13 protein-coding genes and 2 pseudogenes are annotated in these 16,962 nt (G+C 72.7%); 8 read left to right on the forward strand and 7 right to left on the reverse strand.

Annotation, left to right across the window (positions count from 1 at the left end; all coding sequences use genetic code 11):
* Nucleotides 1-288 precede the first annotated feature (288 nt).
* From FRANCCI3_RS27045 to FRANCCI3_RS14420, 6 genes and pseudogenes are all read left to right on the forward strand, one after another.
* Complete coding sequence (locus FRANCCI3_RS27045; RefSeq protein WP_023840775.1) at nucleotides 289-465, forward strand: hypothetical protein; 177 nt, start codon at nucleotides 289-291, stop codon at nucleotides 463-465.
* Between the two features lie 106 nt (nucleotides 466-571).
* Nucleotides 572-1,288, forward strand: coding sequence for a hypothetical protein (locus FRANCCI3_RS23540; RefSeq protein WP_051569466.1), 717 nt, complete (start codon nucleotides 572-574; stop codon nucleotides 1,286-1,288).
* Nucleotides 1,289-1,349: 61 nt separating this feature from the next.
* Nucleotides 1,350-2,939 (forward strand): pyridoxal phosphate-dependent decarboxylase family protein, encoded by a 1,590-nt coding sequence (locus FRANCCI3_RS14410; RefSeq protein WP_011437254.1) that lies wholly within the window; start codon nucleotides 1,350-1,352, stop codon nucleotides 2,937-2,939.
* A gap of 61 nt (nucleotides 2,940-3,000) precedes the next feature.
* Nucleotides 3,001-3,243, forward strand: a pseudogene (locus FRANCCI3_RS14415) (PHP domain-containing protein); the annotation flags it as partial.
* 8 nt (nucleotides 3,244-3,251) lie between these two features.
* A complete protein-coding gene (locus FRANCCI3_RS27050; protein ID WP_011437256.1) occupies nucleotides 3,252-3,428 on the forward strand; it encodes a hypothetical protein in 177 nt (58 codons plus the stop codon).
* Between the two features lie 133 nt (nucleotides 3,429-3,561).
* On the forward strand, nucleotides 3,562-5,010 hold the full coding sequence (locus FRANCCI3_RS14420; protein ID WP_011437257.1) for a class I SAM-dependent methyltransferase: 1,449 nt from the start codon (nucleotides 3,562-3,564) through the stop codon (nucleotides 5,008-5,010).
* Between the two features lie 58 nt (nucleotides 5,011-5,068).
* Here FRANCCI3_RS14420 and FRANCCI3_RS14425 read toward each other — a convergent pair whose 3' ends face one another.
* The 3 genes from FRANCCI3_RS14425 to lat form a co-directional block, all read right to left on the reverse strand.
* On the reverse strand, nucleotides 5,069-6,736 hold the full coding sequence (locus FRANCCI3_RS14425) for an MFS transporter (RefSeq protein ID WP_201783441.1): 1,668 nt from the start codon (nucleotides 6,734-6,736) through the stop codon (nucleotides 5,069-5,071).
* 270 nt (nucleotides 6,737-7,006) lie between these two features.
* Nucleotides 7,007-8,692: an aldehyde dehydrogenase family protein gene (locus FRANCCI3_RS14430; RefSeq protein ID WP_011437259.1), complete on the reverse strand. Its 1,686-nt coding sequence runs from the start codon at nucleotides 8,690-8,692 to the stop codon at nucleotides 7,007-7,009.
* Entirely contained in the window at nucleotides 8,689-10,113 is a 1,425-nt protein-coding gene (gene lat, locus FRANCCI3_RS14435) for an L-lysine 6-transaminase (RefSeq protein WP_236701483.1), read from the reverse strand. Before lat ends, FRANCCI3_RS14430 begins: the two co-directional genes overlap by 4 nt.
* Before the next feature lie 500 nt (nucleotides 10,114-10,613).
* Between lat and FRANCCI3_RS14440 the strand changes: the two genes are divergently transcribed.
* Both FRANCCI3_RS14440 and FRANCCI3_RS14445 read left to right on the forward strand, forming a co-directional pair.
* Complete coding sequence (locus FRANCCI3_RS14440; protein WP_011437261.1) at nucleotides 10,614-12,428, forward strand: protein kinase domain-containing protein; 1,815 nt, start codon at nucleotides 10,614-10,616, stop codon at nucleotides 12,426-12,428.
* Nucleotides 12,429-12,802: 374 nt separating this feature from the next.
* Nucleotides 12,803-14,428: a serine/threonine-protein kinase gene (locus FRANCCI3_RS14445; protein ID WP_011437262.1), complete on the forward strand. Its 1,626-nt coding sequence runs from the start codon at nucleotides 12,803-12,805 to the stop codon at nucleotides 14,426-14,428.
* Nucleotides 14,429-14,576: 148 nt separating this feature from the next.
* Here the strand turns inward: FRANCCI3_RS14445 and FRANCCI3_RS14450 are convergent, their stop codons facing one another.
* The 4 genes and pseudogenes from FRANCCI3_RS14450 to bluB form a co-directional block, all read right to left on the reverse strand.
* Nucleotides 14,577-15,161 carry a superoxide dismutase family protein gene (locus FRANCCI3_RS14450; RefSeq protein ID WP_011437263.1) on the reverse strand — a complete coding sequence of 195 codons (585 nt, stop codon included), beginning with the start codon at nucleotides 15,159-15,161 and terminating at the stop codon, nucleotides 14,577-14,579.
* Between the two features lie 337 nt (nucleotides 15,162-15,498).
* Nucleotides 15,499-15,888: a type II toxin-antitoxin system VapC family toxin gene (locus FRANCCI3_RS14455; RefSeq protein ID WP_011437264.1), complete on the reverse strand. Its 390-nt coding sequence runs from the start codon at nucleotides 15,886-15,888 to the stop codon at nucleotides 15,499-15,501.
* Nucleotides 15,885-16,364: a type II toxin-antitoxin system Phd/YefM family antitoxin gene (locus FRANCCI3_RS28760; RefSeq protein ID WP_308726851.1), complete on the reverse strand. Its 480-nt coding sequence runs from the start codon at nucleotides 16,362-16,364 to the stop codon at nucleotides 15,885-15,887. Before FRANCCI3_RS28760 ends, FRANCCI3_RS14455 begins: the two co-directional genes overlap by 4 nt.
* A pseudogene (bluB, locus tag FRANCCI3_RS14465) lies at nucleotides 16,306-16,959 on the reverse strand (5,6-dimethylbenzimidazole synthase); the annotation flags it as partial. The gene FRANCCI3_RS28760 and the pseudogene bluB, both read right to left, overlap by 59 nt.
* Between the last annotated feature and the right edge of the window lie 3 nt (nucleotides 16,960-16,962).

A 16,962-nucleotide genomic window follows, 5' to 3' on the forward strand; every position in this document is an offset into this window, starting at 1 on the left:
GCCCCTGCGGGCCCGACCGGACGTCCCGCCCCGGCCGCGGGCTCCGGCCGACCGGCCCCGGTTTCGACCGGGCCGGTTGGCCGGTTGAACGCGCCTGACCAACGGCTCGCGCATGCTCTGCGCACGATCCGCGCATGCCAGGGCCATCCGACGGCCAATGAAGGGCGCAACGCATCGCCATCGTTCGGATTTGTGGTGTGACCAGGATCACTTGGAGACTTTGCGCGCCACGTCCACTCGATACCGTTTTAGGGACAGGTGTCGGTAACGATGGAAGGAGCGTTGCGCATGGAACAGGATGAGACGACCCACCTGGTCCCGGGGCTTTCCCTACCAGGTCAGCGGGAGACCGGCTCCGGCGTCCTCGACGGCGCGGAGGTCTTCGAGCCGGCCACGGAGACATTCTCGTTCGGGTCCGTCGCAAACCCGAACCGGCTCCGGCTCGGCGCCTCCCGGTCACTGTGACTTCTGGAGGTCGGCCGCCGTCGGGCGGCCGGCCTTGCTGTTTCACCGTCGGCTTCACCGCTGGCGGGTCTGTCGGCCACGAGGAGCGTCGTCCTACCGTCACAGCATGAGCAGCCGCGACGTGACCGCCCCCTCGGTCACCACACCCCCGGTGACCACACCCCCGGTTTCGGCGGACCCGTTCGGCCGGGAGAACCACCGGTCGTTCTGGGCCCAGCTGGACGGGCCGGTGCACTACGTCGACCTCGGGGGGGCCACCCGACGGCCCGCTGCTGCTGTGCGCGCACGGTCTCGGCGGCTCCCACCTCCCCTGGCTCGCCTTCGCCCCACTGCTCACCCCGGTCTGCCGGTCCCCCGCCTCGCCGCGGCGGTCCTCGCGTACCGCCGCGGCCGCTACACCCCCCACCAGCTCGTCGACGAGAACCTGCGGCGGCTCTGCGCCGACCCCGGCCGCGTCCCGCCGGCGGCGATCGCGGCGATGGTGCGCGCGCAGAGCGAGCGCGGCGGGATCCCCGGCGCGGACCAGGCGTACGTGGGAGCGGCGCGCTCGGTCGTCTGGTCACTGGTGCGCCCGGCCTCGCTCGCGCACATGGTCCGCACCGTCCGGCAACCGACGCTGCTCGTCCACGGCTCCGCCGACCGGCTGATCCCGGTGGGCGTGGCACGCCATGTCGCCGCGGAACGCCCGGACTGGCGGGTGGAGATCCTCGACAGGTTCGGCCACATGCCGATGCTTGAGGCGAAGGCTCACCGCCGAGCTGGTGCTGGACTGGCTGGGCCGGGAGGCGGCGCACGCCCGGCGGCGGCGGTGGCGGCCGACTGACGCCGCCGGGCATCGGACCCGCTGGCGAACGATCATCCATCTCGGACGAGGAGATCCACCGATGCGAGGCATGCCGCCCGTTGACGCGCTCCGCGCGGCACTGCGCGCCGCCGCCGGGCATGCCGACGCCTACCTGGCGGGTCTGGCCGATCGTCGGGTCGGCCCCAGCCTGACCGCCGAGCAGGTCCGCCGCCGGCTCGGCGACACGCTGCCGGCAGGCCCGAGCGACCCGGTGGCGGTCATCGACGCCCTGGTCGACGCGGTGGCCGGCGGCCTCACCGCGACCGGCTCGGGCCGCTTCTTCGGCTACGTCGTCGGCGGGACCCTGCCGGCGGCGCTCGCCGCCGACCTGCTCACCGTCGTGTGGGACCAGAACGCCGCCCTGGCCTCCCTCTCCCCGGCCGCCAGCGCCGTCGAGGCGCTGACCGGCCGCTGGATCGCGCAACTGCTCGGCCTGCCGTCGGGGGTGTCCGTCGGGTTCACCACCGGCACCCAGATGGCGCACGTGACCGCCCTGGCGGCCGCACGGCACCGGGTGCTGGCGCGGGCCGGCTGGGATGTCGAGACGGACGGTCTCGCCGGGGCGCCGCCCGTGCGGGTCCTGGTCGGTGCCGCCCGGCACGCCACCGTCGACGCCGCGTTGCGCCTGCTCGGATTCGGCACCCGCGCGACGATCGCCGTCGAGGCCGACGAACTCGGGCGGATGCGCCCCGAGGCGCTGCGGGCGGCCCTTGCCGACGAGAGCGGCGGGAGCGGGCCGACGATCGTGATCGCCCAGGCGGGGGAGGTCAACACCGGCGGGTTCGACCCCTTCGAGGAGGTGTGCGCGCTGGCCCGCGAACACGGCGCCTGGGTACACGTGGACGGTGCGTTCGGGCTGTGGGCGGCGGTGTCGGCGGCGGCGTCCCGGCGCGCCCTCGTCGCCGGGGTCGAGCGGGCCGACTCGTGGGCGACCGACGGCCACAAGTGGCTCAACGTCCCGTACGACTGCGGGATCGCGCTCATCGCGGACCGCGAGGCGCACCGGCGGTCGATGTCGGTCTCGGCGGATTACTTCGTCCTCGACTCCGCCGGCCGGCTCGACCCGGTCGACTGGACACCGGAGTTCAGCCGCCGGGCACGGGCCTTCGCCGTATACGCGGCGCTGCGCTCGCTCGGCCGGGCGGGGCTGCGCGATCTGGTGGACCGGTGCTGCGAGTATGCCAACCGCTTCGCCGTGCGGCTCGCCGCTCTTCCCGGGGTGACGGTGCTGAACTCGGTGGCCGGCCCAGCCGGGTCAGCCGGGTCAGCCGGCCCGGGCCGCGTCGTGGAGCTCAACCAGGTGCTGATCCGGGTGGTGGCAGACCAGGAGGGCGACCGGACGGCGGCCGGGCGGGCGGAGGGCGACCGGCTGACGGCGGCGGTCACGGCCGCGGTGACGGCGAGCGGCGAGGCGTTCGTGAGCGGCACGGTGTGGCGGGGGCGCACGGCGATGCGCATCTCGGTAAGCAACTGGTCGACCTCGGACGGCGAGGTGGAGCGGACGATCGCGGTGATCGAGGCCGCCGTCGCCGAGGCGCGGGGGACGACCGTGCGGGGGACGACCGTGCGGGGGACGACCGTGGCGGCGCCGAGCGGCGGCGGTACGCACCGCGGCGGTATCGCTTCGTAGTACCCGGCAGACACGACGGCGGAGGTGTCCGGACCGCGCGCGCGGGAAGGTCTGACGGTCCAACTCTTCCGTCCACCTTCACGTTCACACCGAGTACTCGACACTGGACGGGGCGGCTCGGCTGAAGGACATGCTCAAAGAGGTCTTCCGCCAGCAGATGCCGGCGGTCGCAATCACCGATCACGGCTACATGTACGGCGCCTACGACTTCCACAAGCAGGCGACGGCGGCCGGCGTCAAGCCCATCATCGGCTGCGAGGCGTACGTCGCGCCGGAATCCCGCCCGCTCAAGCAGCGGGTGCGCCGCTGACGGTGGAGCGGCTGCGGGAGGTTCTCGGCGCCCCTCCCGGGCGGACGGAAGTGCACCTGCGGCTGCAGACCGCGAGCCGCACCACCGTGTTCCGGTTCGACGACGCGCATACGGTCCAGCGCACTCCGGCCCTCATGGGCGACCTCAAGGCCCTGCTCGGCGCCTCCGCCGTGGCCTGAGCGGCGCGGGACGGACCGGAGCATTCCCGCTACCGAGGATCCCGTCGGGGATACGGACATGCAACACCCGACACCGTTGCGGCAGCAGGTTTCCGGGGGACGATGAGCCCAGGTAACAACCGGAGGATGCGCCGTGACGATCAGTCGACAGCCGGCGGAGCACGACCCTGCCGAAGCGACCATTCCGCGCCGGGAGCCGCAGTGGTCACCGAACGTGGCGCGGGCGACGCGCATCTTGTTCGAGAGCCTGATCGGGGACGACCCGCCGGTACGGATCGCGCTGTGGGACGGCTCGGTGCTGGGACCGGACACCACCACCCGGATCCTGGTCCGCTCGCCGGAGGCGCTGCGCCGCATTCTGTTCCGCCCGGGTGAGCTGGGCTTCGCGCGGGCCTTCGTCGCCGGGGAGATCGACGTCGAGGGGGACATCTTCGCCGCCCTCGCGGTGCGCCGAGGCATCGCCGGTGCCGGCTCGCGGCTGACCGGCGCGACCGCCCGCGCCGCCGCGACCCTGCTGCGCGAACTCGGCCCGCGCATGCCGGCCCCGCCGCCCGAGGAGGCCCGGCTGCGCGGCCGGCAGCACACCCGGGACCGGGACGCGGCGGCGATATCCCATCACTACGACGTGTCCAATGCGTTCTACCGCCTCATCCTCGGCCCGACGATGACCTATTCCTGCGGGGTGTGGGAATCGGAGCAGGTCGGCCTGGACGCCGCCCAGAACGCCAAGCACGAGCTGGTCTGCCGCAAGCTGGGCCTGCGTCCCGGCGAGCGGTTGCTGGACATCGGCTGCGGCTGGGGCAGCATGCTGATCCACGCCGCCCGCCACCACGGGGTCCGCGGCGTGGGGGTGACCATCTCGGTGGAACAGGCCACGCAGGCCCGCCGCCTCGTCGCCGAGGCGGACCTCGCCGACGTCATCGAGATCCGCCTGCAGGACTACCGGGAAATCCCGGACGGCCCCTTCGACGCGATCAGTTCCATCGGCATGGTGGAACACGTCGGCCGGGCGATGCTCCCGACTTACTTCGACCAGTTGTACCGGCTGCTGCGCCCCGGGGGGCGCCTGCTCAACCACGGCATCTCGTTTCCCGGCGACCCCGCGGGGGCCCGCCGGGCCCGGCCCGGCCTCGGCCCGGTCCCGTTGCCGAGGGGACGCGACTTCCTCCAGCGCTACGTCTTCCCGGACGGGGAACTACACGAGATCGGGGTCATGGTCTCCCTGATGCAGGCGGCCGGTTTCGAGGCGCGCCACGTCGAGTCCCTGCGCGAGCACTACGCGCTGACCCTGCGGGCCTGGGTACGCCTGCTGGAGAAGAACTGGCCGGCCGCGGTCGGCATGGTCGGGGCGGGTCGGGCCCGCGTCTGGCGGCTCTACATGGCCGGATCGGCGCTGAGCTTCGAGAGCGGGCGGACCCAGATCCACCAGACCCTCGCGGTCCGGCCGGACGCCGGCACCGCCGGCATGCCCCTGCGGCCCCGCTTCGAGTCGCCCACGACCGCACCGAGCCAGTCGACCGCACCGACGCCCACGACCGCACCGACGCCCACGACCGCACCGAGCCAGTCGACGGCCGGCTGACCCGGCTATGCCGCCCGGGAGCCCGCCCGGGAGCGGCGTCTACGATCGGAAGCGACGCCTATGCCCCGGGAGCGGCGGAGTCCGCCACCGTACGGTCGGACCCTTCGGTGCCGACGCTCTCGGCCCGCCCGGCGACCGCGTCCCCGGCCGTTGACGATCCGACCGTTGACGATTCAGGCATCGACGGCGCAGCGTCCCGGCGCAGCACCACCACGACGGCGATGGCCGTGACCGCCATGACCGTCATGGCAATCAGGGCGGTCACCGACATCGCGTCGACGTAGCATTCCTGTGCCACCCGCAGCAGCATGTCGCCAAGACCACCCGGGTGGAGGCCGCCGGGGAGCCGGTGGGCGACCTCCACCGCACCGCCGAGGGTCTCCCGCGCCGCGTCGACCGCGATCGTGGGCAGGCCGGACGGTGCCCGCGTCGGCACCTCGTTCCGGTAGACGGCGGTGGCGATGCTGCCGAGAACGGCGACCCCGAGCGCGCCCCCGAACTCGATGGCCGACTCGGACAGGGCGGAGGCCGAACCCGCCCGTTCGGGTGGGGCGTTGCCGAGCACGACGTCGGTGCAGATCGTGAGGACGACACCGACCCCGCTGATCAGCACGGCATAGGCGCCGAGCAGCACCGGCAGACCCCCGGAGACGCCGAGCCGACTGGCGATGCCGAATCCCAGCGCGGTGACGACCAGCCCCGCGCCAAGCGCGCCGCCCAGCCGCAGCAGCCGCAGCAGCCGGGGGGCGGCCAGCACAGAGATAATCATTGCGGTCGCCGGCAACATCGTCCACAGTCCGGCGACCAGCGGGGTCAGGCCCGCCACGAGCTGCAGGTACTGAGTGGCGAAGAAGCTGAACCCGACGAGGGCGAACAGGGCGAGGGCGTTGACGGCCAACGCCGTGCGCACGGCACGGGACGCGAACAACCGCGGATCGATCAGCGGTTGGTCGACCCGGCGCTGCCGGACCACAAGGAGGCCACCCAGGATCACACCGACGACGAAGGCGGTCATCGGAACGGCGGTCCAGCCGTGTTCGGCGATGCGCTTCATGCCGTAGACCGCGCTGAGGACGGCGGCGAGGGAGAGCCCGGCGCTGGTCAGGTCGAAGCGGCCGGGACGCGGATCCCGGAACTCGGGCAGGAACGCGAGACCCAGCACCAGCAGCAGGAGCATCACCGGCACATTGATCAGGAAGACGGCACCCCACCAGAAGTGCTCCAGCAGGAAGCCGCCGAGCAGCGGTCCCAGCGCGACACCGCCGGAGAAGCTCGCCGTCCAGATGGCGACGGCGACGCGCCTCTGGTCCGGATCGACGAACAGGACCCGGATGAGCCCGAGGGTCGACGGCATCAGGGTGGCACCGGCGGCGCCCATCGCCGCCCGGGCGAGGATCAGCATGACCGGGCCGGTGGCGTAGGCGGCGAGTACCGACGCGGTTCCGAACACGGCCGCGCCGTAGAGCAGGAGCCGGCGACGCCCGATCCGGTCGCCGACCGTCCCCATCGTGATCAGCAGGCCGGCGAGCACGAAGGAGTAGATGTCGACGATCCAGAGCAGTTGGGCGCCGCTCGGGGCGAGGCGTGCGGTGATGAACGGCAGGGCGAAGTACAGCACGGTCACGTCGATCGACAGCAGCAGGCAGGGCAGGGCGAGTACGGCGAGACCGGCCCATTCCCGGCGGCCGGCCCGTCGTGTGCCGGGGGTCGGCCGCATCCCGGGCATCGGTTGCATCACCAGGTCTGGCATGCGCCGACTATGGCGCGGACCGGCGCCCGGCGCCGGGGCCCAGTCCTGGATGCGGCGAGATGCGACAACGCACCGGGACGGCGGAACCTCCGGACGCCCCGATCCGCCGTGACCAGCCGCGTTGTTCCGCATCGTCGAGAAAACCCCATCGGGTCCATGAGGCGAGACGGCAGCACGGCAGCACGGCGAGACGGCAGCACGGCAGCACGGCGAGACGGCAGCACGGCACCCGTCTCAGTCGGAACGTCACGGGTCCGACAGGCGGAAGGACAGGTCGGCCGGGGGCACGGCCGTGTCGAGTTGGGCCTTCTGCAACCTGCCGGAGTAGTCCCAGTTCATCGACTGCCATCGGGTGACCTGGTCGAGGACCCAGCGACCGGACTGGCGGCTTCCGTTACCGGACCGCCCGTTGCCACCGAAGGGCAGGTGGGCCTCCGCGCCCGACGTCGAGGAGTTGACGCTGACCATCCCGGCCCGCACCCCCCGCCGGAACCGGAACGCGCTCGCCGCATCGCCGGTGTAGATCGACGACGACAGCCCGTAGCCGGGCAGGTTCGCCAGGTCGATGGCCTCGTCGAGGCTGCGGTAGGTGGTAACGCCGATGATCGGACCGAACGTCTCCTCGCGGAACACCTCGTCGTCCGGGCGCACGCCGTCGAGCACCACCGGGTGGTAGTACAGCCCGGAGTCGGGATCGCCGACGAAGCCGCGACGCGGTCCGCCCGGCCACCTTCCCGGCCCTGCCGGTGTCAACGGCGTCGATGAACCGGCCGACGTCCCGAAACCGGCCGACGTGATCCGTCCCACCGCGGTGGACCCGAAGATCCGGTGATGGTCCCGGATCAGGTCGAGATGGTCGGCGAACCCGGCCGCGAACCGGGCGTCGAGCAGCGGCCCGTACAGCACGTCCCGGGTCGGATCGCCGACGACCGCCGCGGACACGGCGGCGTCGAGCCGACGCACGAACTCGGCGTGCACCGACTCGTGCACGATCGCCGTACCCAGCGAGGTGCACCGCTGCCCGGCGGTGCCGAACCCGGCGAACACCGCCGCTTCGACGGCGGCGTCGAGATCGGCGTCGGGCGCAACGACCATCGGGTTCTTCCCGCCGAGTTCCAGGCACGGCGACTGCAGGTACCGGCCGCACAGGGCGCCGATGAACCGGCCGACCTCGGTGGATCCGGTGAAGCCGACCTTGTCGACGACGCCGGCCGCCAGCGCCCGCTCCAGCCCGAGCGACGTCGCCGCGCCGTCGGCGGGCACGAGGTTCACCGCGCCGGCGGGAACCCCGGCGGCGGCCATCAGCTCGACCAGGGCCTGCGCGCAGGCCGCCGCGTACTCGGCAGGCTTCCAGACCACGGTGTCGCCGGCGAGCAGGGCCGGCACGATGTACCAGGACGGCACCGCCACCGGGAAGTTCCCCGCTGTTATCACCATCATCACCCCGACCGGCTCCCGGAAGGTGAACAGCTGCTTGTCCGGCATCTCGGAGGGAACGGTCTCGCCGTAAAGCCGGCGTCCCTCGCCGCGGAAGAACTCGCAGGTGTCGATGATCTCCTGGACCTCGCCGCGAGCCTCGGCCGCCGGTTTGCCGATCTCCCGGGTGACGAGCCGGGCGAGCGCGGCGGCGTTGTCCGCGACGAGCCGGCCGAGATTGCCGATCACGCTTCCCCGGACCGGGGCCGGCACGTCTGCCCAGGTGCGCTGGGCGTCACGGGCCGCCACCGCGGCGGCAAGGATCGTCTCCGGGCCGGCCAGCTCGACCTCGGCGACCACGTCGTCGAGCCGGGCCGGGTTGGTCGAGGGCACCGTCCGGACCGGGGTGAGCTCCGCTTCGGCCGCGCCGGGCGGCGCGCACCCGTCCCGCGGACGTCCGTCCCGCGGACGTCCGCCAATGAGCGCACCAACCCGCCGTGGCCGTACCAGCGTCATGACGATCCCCCATCCGGTCCACCGGGTCCATCCGGCCTATCTAATCCGCCCGGCCCATCGGATCCGCCCAGCCCGTCCAATCCACCACCCGGCAGTCCGTCGAGGACCCGGCCGAGGGCCGCGATCCCGGCGGCGAGCTGCTCGGCGCTCACCGTCAGCGCCGGTCGGAACCGGATGGCCCGTTCCCCGGCGGGCAGCGCGAGGACTCCCTCGCGCACCCGCAGCCGCCGCAGCACCTCGTCCCGGACGGCGCTGCCCGGCAGGTCCACCGCGCAGAGCAGACCGCGCCCACGGGGATTACGCAGCAGCCGGGAGTGGCGGGCCGCGAGCTCCGTCAGCCCGGCAAGCATGCCCACGCCGAGCTCGCCGGCCCGGGCCATGAGCCCCTGTGCCTCGATAATCTCCAGGATGCGGGTGGCGCGGACCATGTCCACCAGGCCACCACCCCAGGTGGAGTTGATCCGCCCGGGCACGCGGAAGACGTTGTCGGCGACCTCGTCGACCCGCCGGCCGGCCATCACCCCGCCGAGCTGGACCTTCTTACCGAACGCGACGACGTCCGGGCGCAGGCCGAGCTGCTGGTAGGCCCACGCCGAGCCGGTGGCGCCGACACCGGTCTGCACCTCGTCGAGCACGAACAGCGCGTCGTGGCGCCGGCAGAGCGCGGCCATCGCGGCCAAGAACTCGGCCCGCAGGTGGTTGTCCCCGCCCTCGCTCTGGATCGGTTCGGCCAGAAAGCAGGCGATGTCGTGGGGATGGGCGGCGAAGGCGGCCTCGGCCTGGCCGAGCGCGACACGTTCCGCGGCAATCACGGCGTCGAGGGCCGGCCCCACGCAGGGAAACATCATCGCCGGGCAGTCAATGCGCGGCCAGTCGAAGACGGGGAAACGCTCGGTCTTGACCGGATCGGTGTTCGTGACCGAGAGGGTGTAGCCGCTGCGTCCGTGGAAGGCGTTCCGCAGGTGCAGAACCCGACGGCCGAGCGCCGCGGGACGGCCGTGTGCCGCGTTGTGCCGGCTCTTCCAGTCGAAGGCGCACTTGAGCGCGTTCTCCACCGCCAGGGCCCCGCCCTCGACGAAGAACAGATGCGGCAACTGCGGATCGCCGAGGACCCGGGCGAAGGTCCGCACGAACTCGGCGTAGGCGACGGTGGCGACGTCCGGATTCGCCGGCTTGTTGACCGCCACCCGGCCCAGCCGGGCGACGAAGCCCGCGTCGTTGACGAGGTCCGGCGGGTTGATCCCGAGCGGCGCCGAGGCGAAGAAGCTGTAGAGGTCGAGATAGCGCCGCCCATCACGGGCGTCGACGAGCACGCTGCCGCGGCTCATCGCCAGGTCGCAGACGAGGTCGAAGCCGTCGACGAGGACGTGACGACCGAGCGTGCTCAGCACTGCGTCCGCCGCTAGCCCCTCCGCCGGCATCGCGTCCGCCGACCGGGCACCGGACGCAGACACCTGGGCTGACCGCAAGGGCTGGGCTGACCGCAAGGGGACGACCATCCCGCTCTCCTCCCCCGGACCACTTTCATCCGGATCCCGTCGCCATCCCACGAGCCGTCTCGGCGACGTCGATCTTCTTACGAAAATATCCCTGCAAGATTACGCTACAACCTCTAATTCTTTCGTTCCATACCAAGCATTGGACAAATCTTCGCGCGAAGGTCGTCAGGGCGTAGCGGCGACGCGTCAACCACACCGCGAGCGGCGCGTCGACCACACCGCACACATAAAGTGGCGGACACTTGACACAGAGCGAAGGCAACGCCGTCAGATGAGTGCAGGGGACGGCACGGGAGACAATCGGCGCATCTCCACCCCGCACCGTCGCGAGGTGCGCCGGAACCGCCGGGCCACCCCGACACCCGGGCCACCCCGACACCCGGGCTACCCCGACACCCGACGACGGAGAGAAGGCAAGCGGCGTGCTGACGCCCCTGACCACGGACGATCCCCGACGCATCGGCCCCTACCGGCTGGCGAACCGCATCGGCGCGGGTGGGATGGGCGTCGTCTACCTCGGTTTCGGCACCGACGGCAGGCCTGCGGCCGTGAAGGTGCCGTCGGCCGGACTCGCCGACGATCCCGAGTTCCGGTCCCGTTTCCGGCACGAGGTCGACGCGGCCCGCCGGGTCAGGGGCAGCGCCGTCGCCGCTGTGCTCGACGCCGACCTGACCGGGCAACGGCCGTGGATGGCCACGGAGTACGTCGAGGGCAGGAACCTGGCGGACGCGGTCGCCACCCGCGGCCAGCTCGACGATCGACTGGTCCAGGGACTCGCCGTCGGTCTGGCCGACGCCCTGGTCGCGATCCATGCCGCCGGGGTGGTGCACCGCGACCTCAAACCGGCGAACATCCTGCTCACCTGGGACGGCCCGAAGGTCATCGACTTCGGCATCGCCCGCGCCGGGGACAACACGAGCCACACCCGGACGGGAATGCTGATCGGCACCCTGGTCTGGATGGCGCCCGAGCAGCTGCGCGGCGAGCGGGCCGGACCCGCGGCCGACATCTTCGCCTGGGGGGCCTGCGTCACCTTCGCCGCCGCCGGCCGGCCCCCCTTCCGGGGCGAACGGGCGGAGGCGATCGGCCTGCAGATCCTCACCGCGGAGCCCAACCTCGACGGGTTGCCCGCGTCCCTGGTCGGCGTCGTGCGGGCGGCCCTGGACAAGGAGCCGGCGCGCCGCCCCGCCGCCACCGAGCTGCTCGCCCGACTGGTCGGCCACGACGTCCGCTCCCCCGCCGAATCGGACCGGGCCAGCGAGACGGCGCTGGCCCGCTGGTGGTCGTTGCCGCCGACCCCGCCGGACGGCGAGGGTCCCCACGGGGGGTACCGCGACGCCGGCTACGGTCCCGATCCCGCCCACCACCGCGCGTCCGCCCACCACCGCGCGTCCGCCCACCACCGCGCGTCCGCCCCGCCGACCGTGAGCCACGGCGCTGACGGCTGGGAGGACGACGGGTGGCGCGTCGGGTCGGGCAGAGGCGGGAGCGGGGGCGGCGGGCGGCGTGGAGCCGTCGTGGCGGTGGCCGCGCTGCTCGCGGTGCTGCTCAGCGGGGGCCTCGCGGCGGCCCTGGTGCTCAACCGTAGCGACGACACGCCCACCATCACGGGGTCGACGCCAGACCCGCTGGCGACGGCGGGGACGGCCGCCGGGACGGCGGGGACGGCCGCCGGGACGACGGGTCCGTTGCAGGCCGCCGGGACGACGGGTCCGTTGCAGGCCGCCGGGACGACGGGTCCGTTGCAGGCCGCCGCGCCGCCCGCCACAACCGGGCCCGCATCGGCGCGGGCGCGGGCGTCGGCGTCAGCGAGCCCGACACCGGTGGCGACCACGGTGGCGACCACGGTGGCGACGCTGTCCGCCGCCGACGCCGCCGCCACGGTGCGCCGGAAGGGCTATGAGCCGGACATGAGCACCTACGCGGCCGACCGGCGACTGAACGTAGTGATCGGCACCGGCCAGCCGGCCGGGGACACCCCCCGGCAGCTCGCCTTCGTCTTCGCCGACGGTGAGTACCGTGGCACGGACACGAAGGCACCCAGCGCGCGCATCACCCTCCAGCGCCAGCGCAACGATCATGAGGTCGTGCTGCGCTATGCCACCTACGACCCGCGGGACCCGGTCGATGCCCCGTCGGGCCACGCCGACGTCCGCTTCCGCTGGACTGGCACAATCTTCTCCACCCTGGACAAGATTCCGCCGAGCGACCCGAATGTCTCCGGCAGCCGACGGTAGGGCCGTCCGCCGGGGTCCGGGTGGCGGCGGGCGGTACCGGATGGCGGGTGGCGGATGGCGGTGGCGGGTGGCGGACCCGAGGCGCCCGCCTCCGCGCCCAGCCGCACATCGCTGCGCTGGAAGCATTACGGTTCAGGGTTAGGGGTCTCGCGGGGCCGTGGACGTCGCGGATGCCGTGGACGCTGTGAATGACGCTGTGAATGCCGTCGACCCACGGACACCGGTGCGGCGCGGGCCGGCGGCCATCGGGCCTCGGCCCGTGCCCACCGCCGACGAAGGAGTGAGCTTTCGGGTGAGCCCCGGCATTCCGAGTCTCACGGCCGAACGCGGAACCGAACGCGGAACCGAACGCGGCGATCAGGACAGGCGGCACGATGCTGACCCCGCTTGTTGACGACGACCCGCGCCACGTCGGCCCGTTCACGATCCACAACCGGATCGGCGCTGGCGGCATGGGCACCGTGTACCTCGGTTTCAACGCCGACGGCCGGGCCGCCGCGGTGAAGGTTCCCGACGCCCGGTTCGCCGACGACCCCGAATTCCGGGAACGGTTCCGCCGCGAGGTGGCCGCCGCCCGCCGGGTGCACGGCCGGGCGGTCGCGGCGGTACTCGACGCCGATCCCGAGGCCACGTCGCCGTGGCTGGCGACCGAATACGTGGAGGGCACCAGCCTCGCCGACGCGGTGCTGCGCCACGGCCGGCTGGAGGAACGGCTGCTGCACGGCTTCAGCGTGGGACTCGCCGACGCGCTGATCGCCATCCATGCCGCCGGAGTGGTGCACCGCGACCTCAAGCCCTCGAACATCCTGCTGGCCTGGGACGGCCCGAAGGTCATCGACTTCGGCATCGCGCGGGCCTCGGGGATCCCCAGCCACACCCGCACCGGGATTCTCATTGGCACGCTGGCCTGGATGGCGCCCGAGCAGCTGCGCGGGGAACGGGCCGGGCCCCCCGCCGACGTGTTCGCCTGGGGCGCCTGCGTGACGTACGCGGCGACGGGACATCCGCCGTTCGCCTCCGAGCAGTCCGACGTGCTGACCAGGATGCGCGAGGACCGACCACCCGACATCGCCGGCGTGCCGGTGAAGCTCGCCCCGCTGGTGCGCGCGGCGCTCGGGCGTCGGCCGGAGGAGCGCCCGAGCGCCGCCGAACTGGTCCGCAGCCTGGTCTCGGACTCCGCGGTCCGCACCCCGGCCGACGCCGACCGGGCTGCGGCGTTGGCCCTCACCCCCTGGCAGGCCCGCCCGCCGCTGAGCGCGGGACCCGGCAACGGCAGCAACAGCAACGGCGCGCCGCTGGACCCTGACCGGCCCGATCAGCCGACCCATCCCCTGGCCAACCGGCCGACGCCACCGCCGGGCGACGACCAGTCGTGGCGCACCGTCCCGGTGCCCCGCCGGGGCGCGGACGGCTCGGTGCAGGATCCCGCCGACGGCGGCGCAGCCGGTCCGCCGCGACACCCGGCGGACGGCGGGCTCCTCGGCATGCTGCTCGGCCGGCTCCCGGCGTCCTGGCGGCGGCAGGCACCGGGCGCGCACGGAGCGCTGCCGGTCGTCCTGCTCGCTGGAATCGTCGGGCTCGTCGGGCTCGTCGCCGCGCTCATCGGGGCCGGCGGCTCCGATCCCCAGGTGGAACCGGCCGCCCCCGCCCCGTCGTTCGGCCCGGCGGCCCCCGGCGGCCCCGCGAACCAGCCGCCGGCCGGTGCTCCGCTGTGGACGCCGGGCACCCGGCCCGGCCCGGCTCGGCCCGGCCCGGCCAGCCCACCCCCGGTCGGCGACGAACAGCCGATGACACCGACGGACCCGGGCACTGCGACACCGGTACCCACCACGGCGAGCGCGCAGCCGAGCGCCACGCCTACGAGCCGGCCATCGCAGCCGACGGGCGCCTCCCCGACGGTCGCGCCGACCCCGTCGCCGAGCCCGGGCGCCTCGACCACGGCGACAAGCTGCCCGACGGGCGCCCCAGTCGGGGGCGCGACGACCGCACCGCCCTGCTGAACCCGCCGCACGGCCGCGTCACGCCACCGTCCGGCGTCCTGGTGCTCATCCACCACGCACCGGAGACTCTGACTGTGGCAAACCGGCTACGCGACCGCCGCCTTCGGCTTCGCCACAAGATAGCGAAGCGATCGGATCTAGGAAAAATTTAGGAGAACGGAACGGTGATGCAGGCCGCCCGCGGACCGGCGGATCCGGCTTCGCCGGGCATGCCACTCGTCCCGTGCTCGTGGAGCACGACGGCCCTGGCACCGCCGGCTCGGAAGTTCCAGTCGACGACGGCGAACGCCTGGCCGTTGCCGTCGGCGTCCGTACTGAAATCCAGCCAGACCTCGTTGTGTGGATTGGCGTACGCCGGATCGACAGAGGGTTGTACCGGGTCCGGCACGTTCTGGTAATGCGGCCCGGCCGCCGTACCCGTCGCGCCGCACGCCTTCTGATGAACATGCGCCCCGTACCTGTGGCCGGGCAGCAGCCCCTGAACCACCAAGCCCACCACGGTACGAGGTCCGCCGGCCGCCAGTACGACCGCCCCGGCGCCGACCGGAACGAGATGCCGGTCGTAGGTGACGGCCGCCGGTGGCTGCTTCTCGTTCCAGGTCGTGAACGCGACCGGCTCCGCGACGACCCTCGTGGCGCTCGGAGCCGCCGGTGCCACCGCCGAGGCCGCAGCGGCGAACAACGCGGTGAACAAGCCGAGGCCGGCCAGGGTGATCGACAGACGCCGTCGCATGAGGATCCTTTCAGCGGCTAGTTCAGTGGCTCGGGAACGCCGTTCACGTGGGACGAGCCTAGCCTGGCCACGGGTTTCGGGAATGCTCAACACGACCTGAACGGAAACGTGGGGCCGAACGGGGGTGCCCGGCTCACCATCCTCGGCGCGAATCCGAGGAAGTACCCAAGGACCGGGGCAGCACCGACGCCATATTTTGCTCGGACGCCACGTTTTGCTCAGGCATGGTCCACCCTTCCTCAGGCATGGTCCACCCTTCCTCAGGCATGGTCCGCTCCCAACGCCGGCCACCGGCTCGGGCGAAGAAACCAGCCAGGCTCGGCATGCGCCCGGTGGCTCAGGCGGGCACAGCAACGGTCAGGCCTTCCTGGGCGGCGGCGGTCGACAGGCGCTTGTCGTAGCTGACGAAGACCAGTGACGGCGCATCGAGCCGGAGCGCCGTCGCGAGATGCAGGGCATCCAGCGAACGCAGCAACGGATCCGTCAAGGCCGCGGCGGAGACCATGATCGGTTGGTCGATGGGCACGAGCGTGATCCGCGACAGGACGTCGGGGATACGGGGAAGAGCGGCGGGGTCGCTGCGGCGCAACGCTCGGGTCACTTCGAGCATCACAAGCGCGGACGACACCGCGACGCCTGGCCGGACGGCAAGCCAGGAGCGCAGCGCACGCGTCCCACGCTCCGGATGGGTCAACTTCATCAATGCGCTGGAGTCCAGATAATTCAAGAAGATTCCCCGCGTAGCTCCGCCACCACGTCCACGGAGTCACGGCCGTCCCAGCTGCCCGTAGACGTCGGTTCAGGGAGATCAGCCAGGCTCGCGGTGGGGACGGTAACGCGCCCCTCGGCAACGAGTTGGTCCAGGTAGTCACTGCCCGTCTGCGTCAGTTCGGGCACCAGCCTCGCCCACGGTCGTCCGTTGCGAGTGATGACGATCGATTCTCCCGCGTGCGCACGGTCAACCCAGGTACCCACGGCGTGGCTGAGATCCCGCATGCTCACCACAGTCATACCTGAAGTCCAACAAGTGTTGGACACCCGCTGGCCCCTCGATTCCAGGATCAGCGGGAGCACCGTCCCCGGACGGCCACTCGTCCCCGGACGGCATCGCGCCCCCGGACGGCATCGCGCCCCCGGACGGCATCGCGCCCCAGCGCTCGGCGTGGACGGCGTCGGCGAGGGGACGCCGCCGGGCCCAGCCATGGCGTTCGAGGTCGGGAACGTGCTCAAGATGGGTTACCGGCCCGAGGCAGAGCCACGCCACGGGCCGGATGTCGGCGGGGATGGCGAGCAGATCACGAACGAACGGCTCCCGGTAGAACGACACCCAGCCCACCCCGAGGCCCTCGGCGGTTGCGGCGAGCCACAGGTTCTCGATCGCCAGGCACACCGAGTACAAGCCGGCGTCGGCAATGGCGTGCCGCCCCAGCACCGCCGGCCCGCCGCGGTGCGGATCGTAGGTCACGACCAGCGACAACGACGACTCCAGGATGCCGTCGATCCTGATCCGGGCGAACCGGGCTGCACGCTCACCGGCCAGGGCCCCGGCGAAGACGGCGCGCTCGCGGTGCACATGGGTGTGGAAGGCCCGCCGGGACCGCTCGTCGGTGACGAGGATGAAGTCCCAGGGCTGGCTGAGGCCGACGCTCGGCGCGGCGTGAGCCGCCCCGAGCACCCGGTCGAGCACGTCGGCGGGGATCGGCGCGCCGGTGAACTGGCCGCGCACGTCGCGCCGCCGGTGCAGGACATCGTAGAGGTCCGTGGGGCGGAGGTTCGTAGGGTGGCTGTCGGTGGGCATGGC

Origin of the sequence: Frankia casuarinae, assembly GCF_000013345.1 — a bacterium.
Classification (GTDB): Bacteria; Actinomycetota; Actinomycetes; order Frankiales; family Frankiaceae; genus Frankia; species Frankia casuarinae.

Excerpts from the sequence above, each read along its gene's own strand:
- FRANCCI3_RS23540 (WP_051569466.1), top strand. The coding sequence starts at position 572 with ATGAGCAGCCGCGACGTGACCGCCCCCTCGGTCACCACACCCCCGGTG.
- FRANCCI3_RS27045 (WP_023840775.1), top strand. The coding sequence starts at position 289 with ATGGAACAGGATGAGACGACCCACCTGGTCCCGGGGCTTTCCCTACCA.
- FRANCCI3_RS14410 (WP_011437254.1), top strand. The coding sequence starts at position 1,350 with ATGCGAGGCATGCCGCCCGTTGACGCGCTCCGCGCGGCACTGCGCGCC.
- FRANCCI3_RS14450 (WP_011437263.1), bottom strand. The coding sequence starts at position 15,161 with ATGCGACGGCGTCTGTCGATCACCCTGGCCGGCCTCGGCTTGTTCACC.
- FRANCCI3_RS14430 (WP_011437259.1), bottom strand. The coding sequence starts at position 8,692 with ATGACGCTGGTACGGCCACGGCGGGTTGGTGCGCTCATTGGCGGACGT.
- FRANCCI3_RS14445 (WP_011437262.1), top strand. The coding sequence starts at position 12,803 with ATGCTGACCCCGCTTGTTGACGACGACCCGCGCCACGTCGGCCCGTTC.
- lat (WP_236701483.1), bottom strand. The coding sequence starts at position 10,113 with ATGCCGGCGGAGGGGCTAGCGGCGGACGCAGTGCTGAGCACGCTCGGT.
- FRANCCI3_RS28760 (WP_308726851.1), bottom strand. The coding sequence starts at position 16,364 with ATGGCTGGGCCCGGCGGCGTCCCCTCGCCGACGCCGTCCACGCCGAGC.
- FRANCCI3_RS14425 (WP_201783441.1), bottom strand. The coding sequence starts at position 6,736 with ATGCCCGGGATGCGGCCGACCCCCGGCACACGACGGGCCGGCCGCCGG.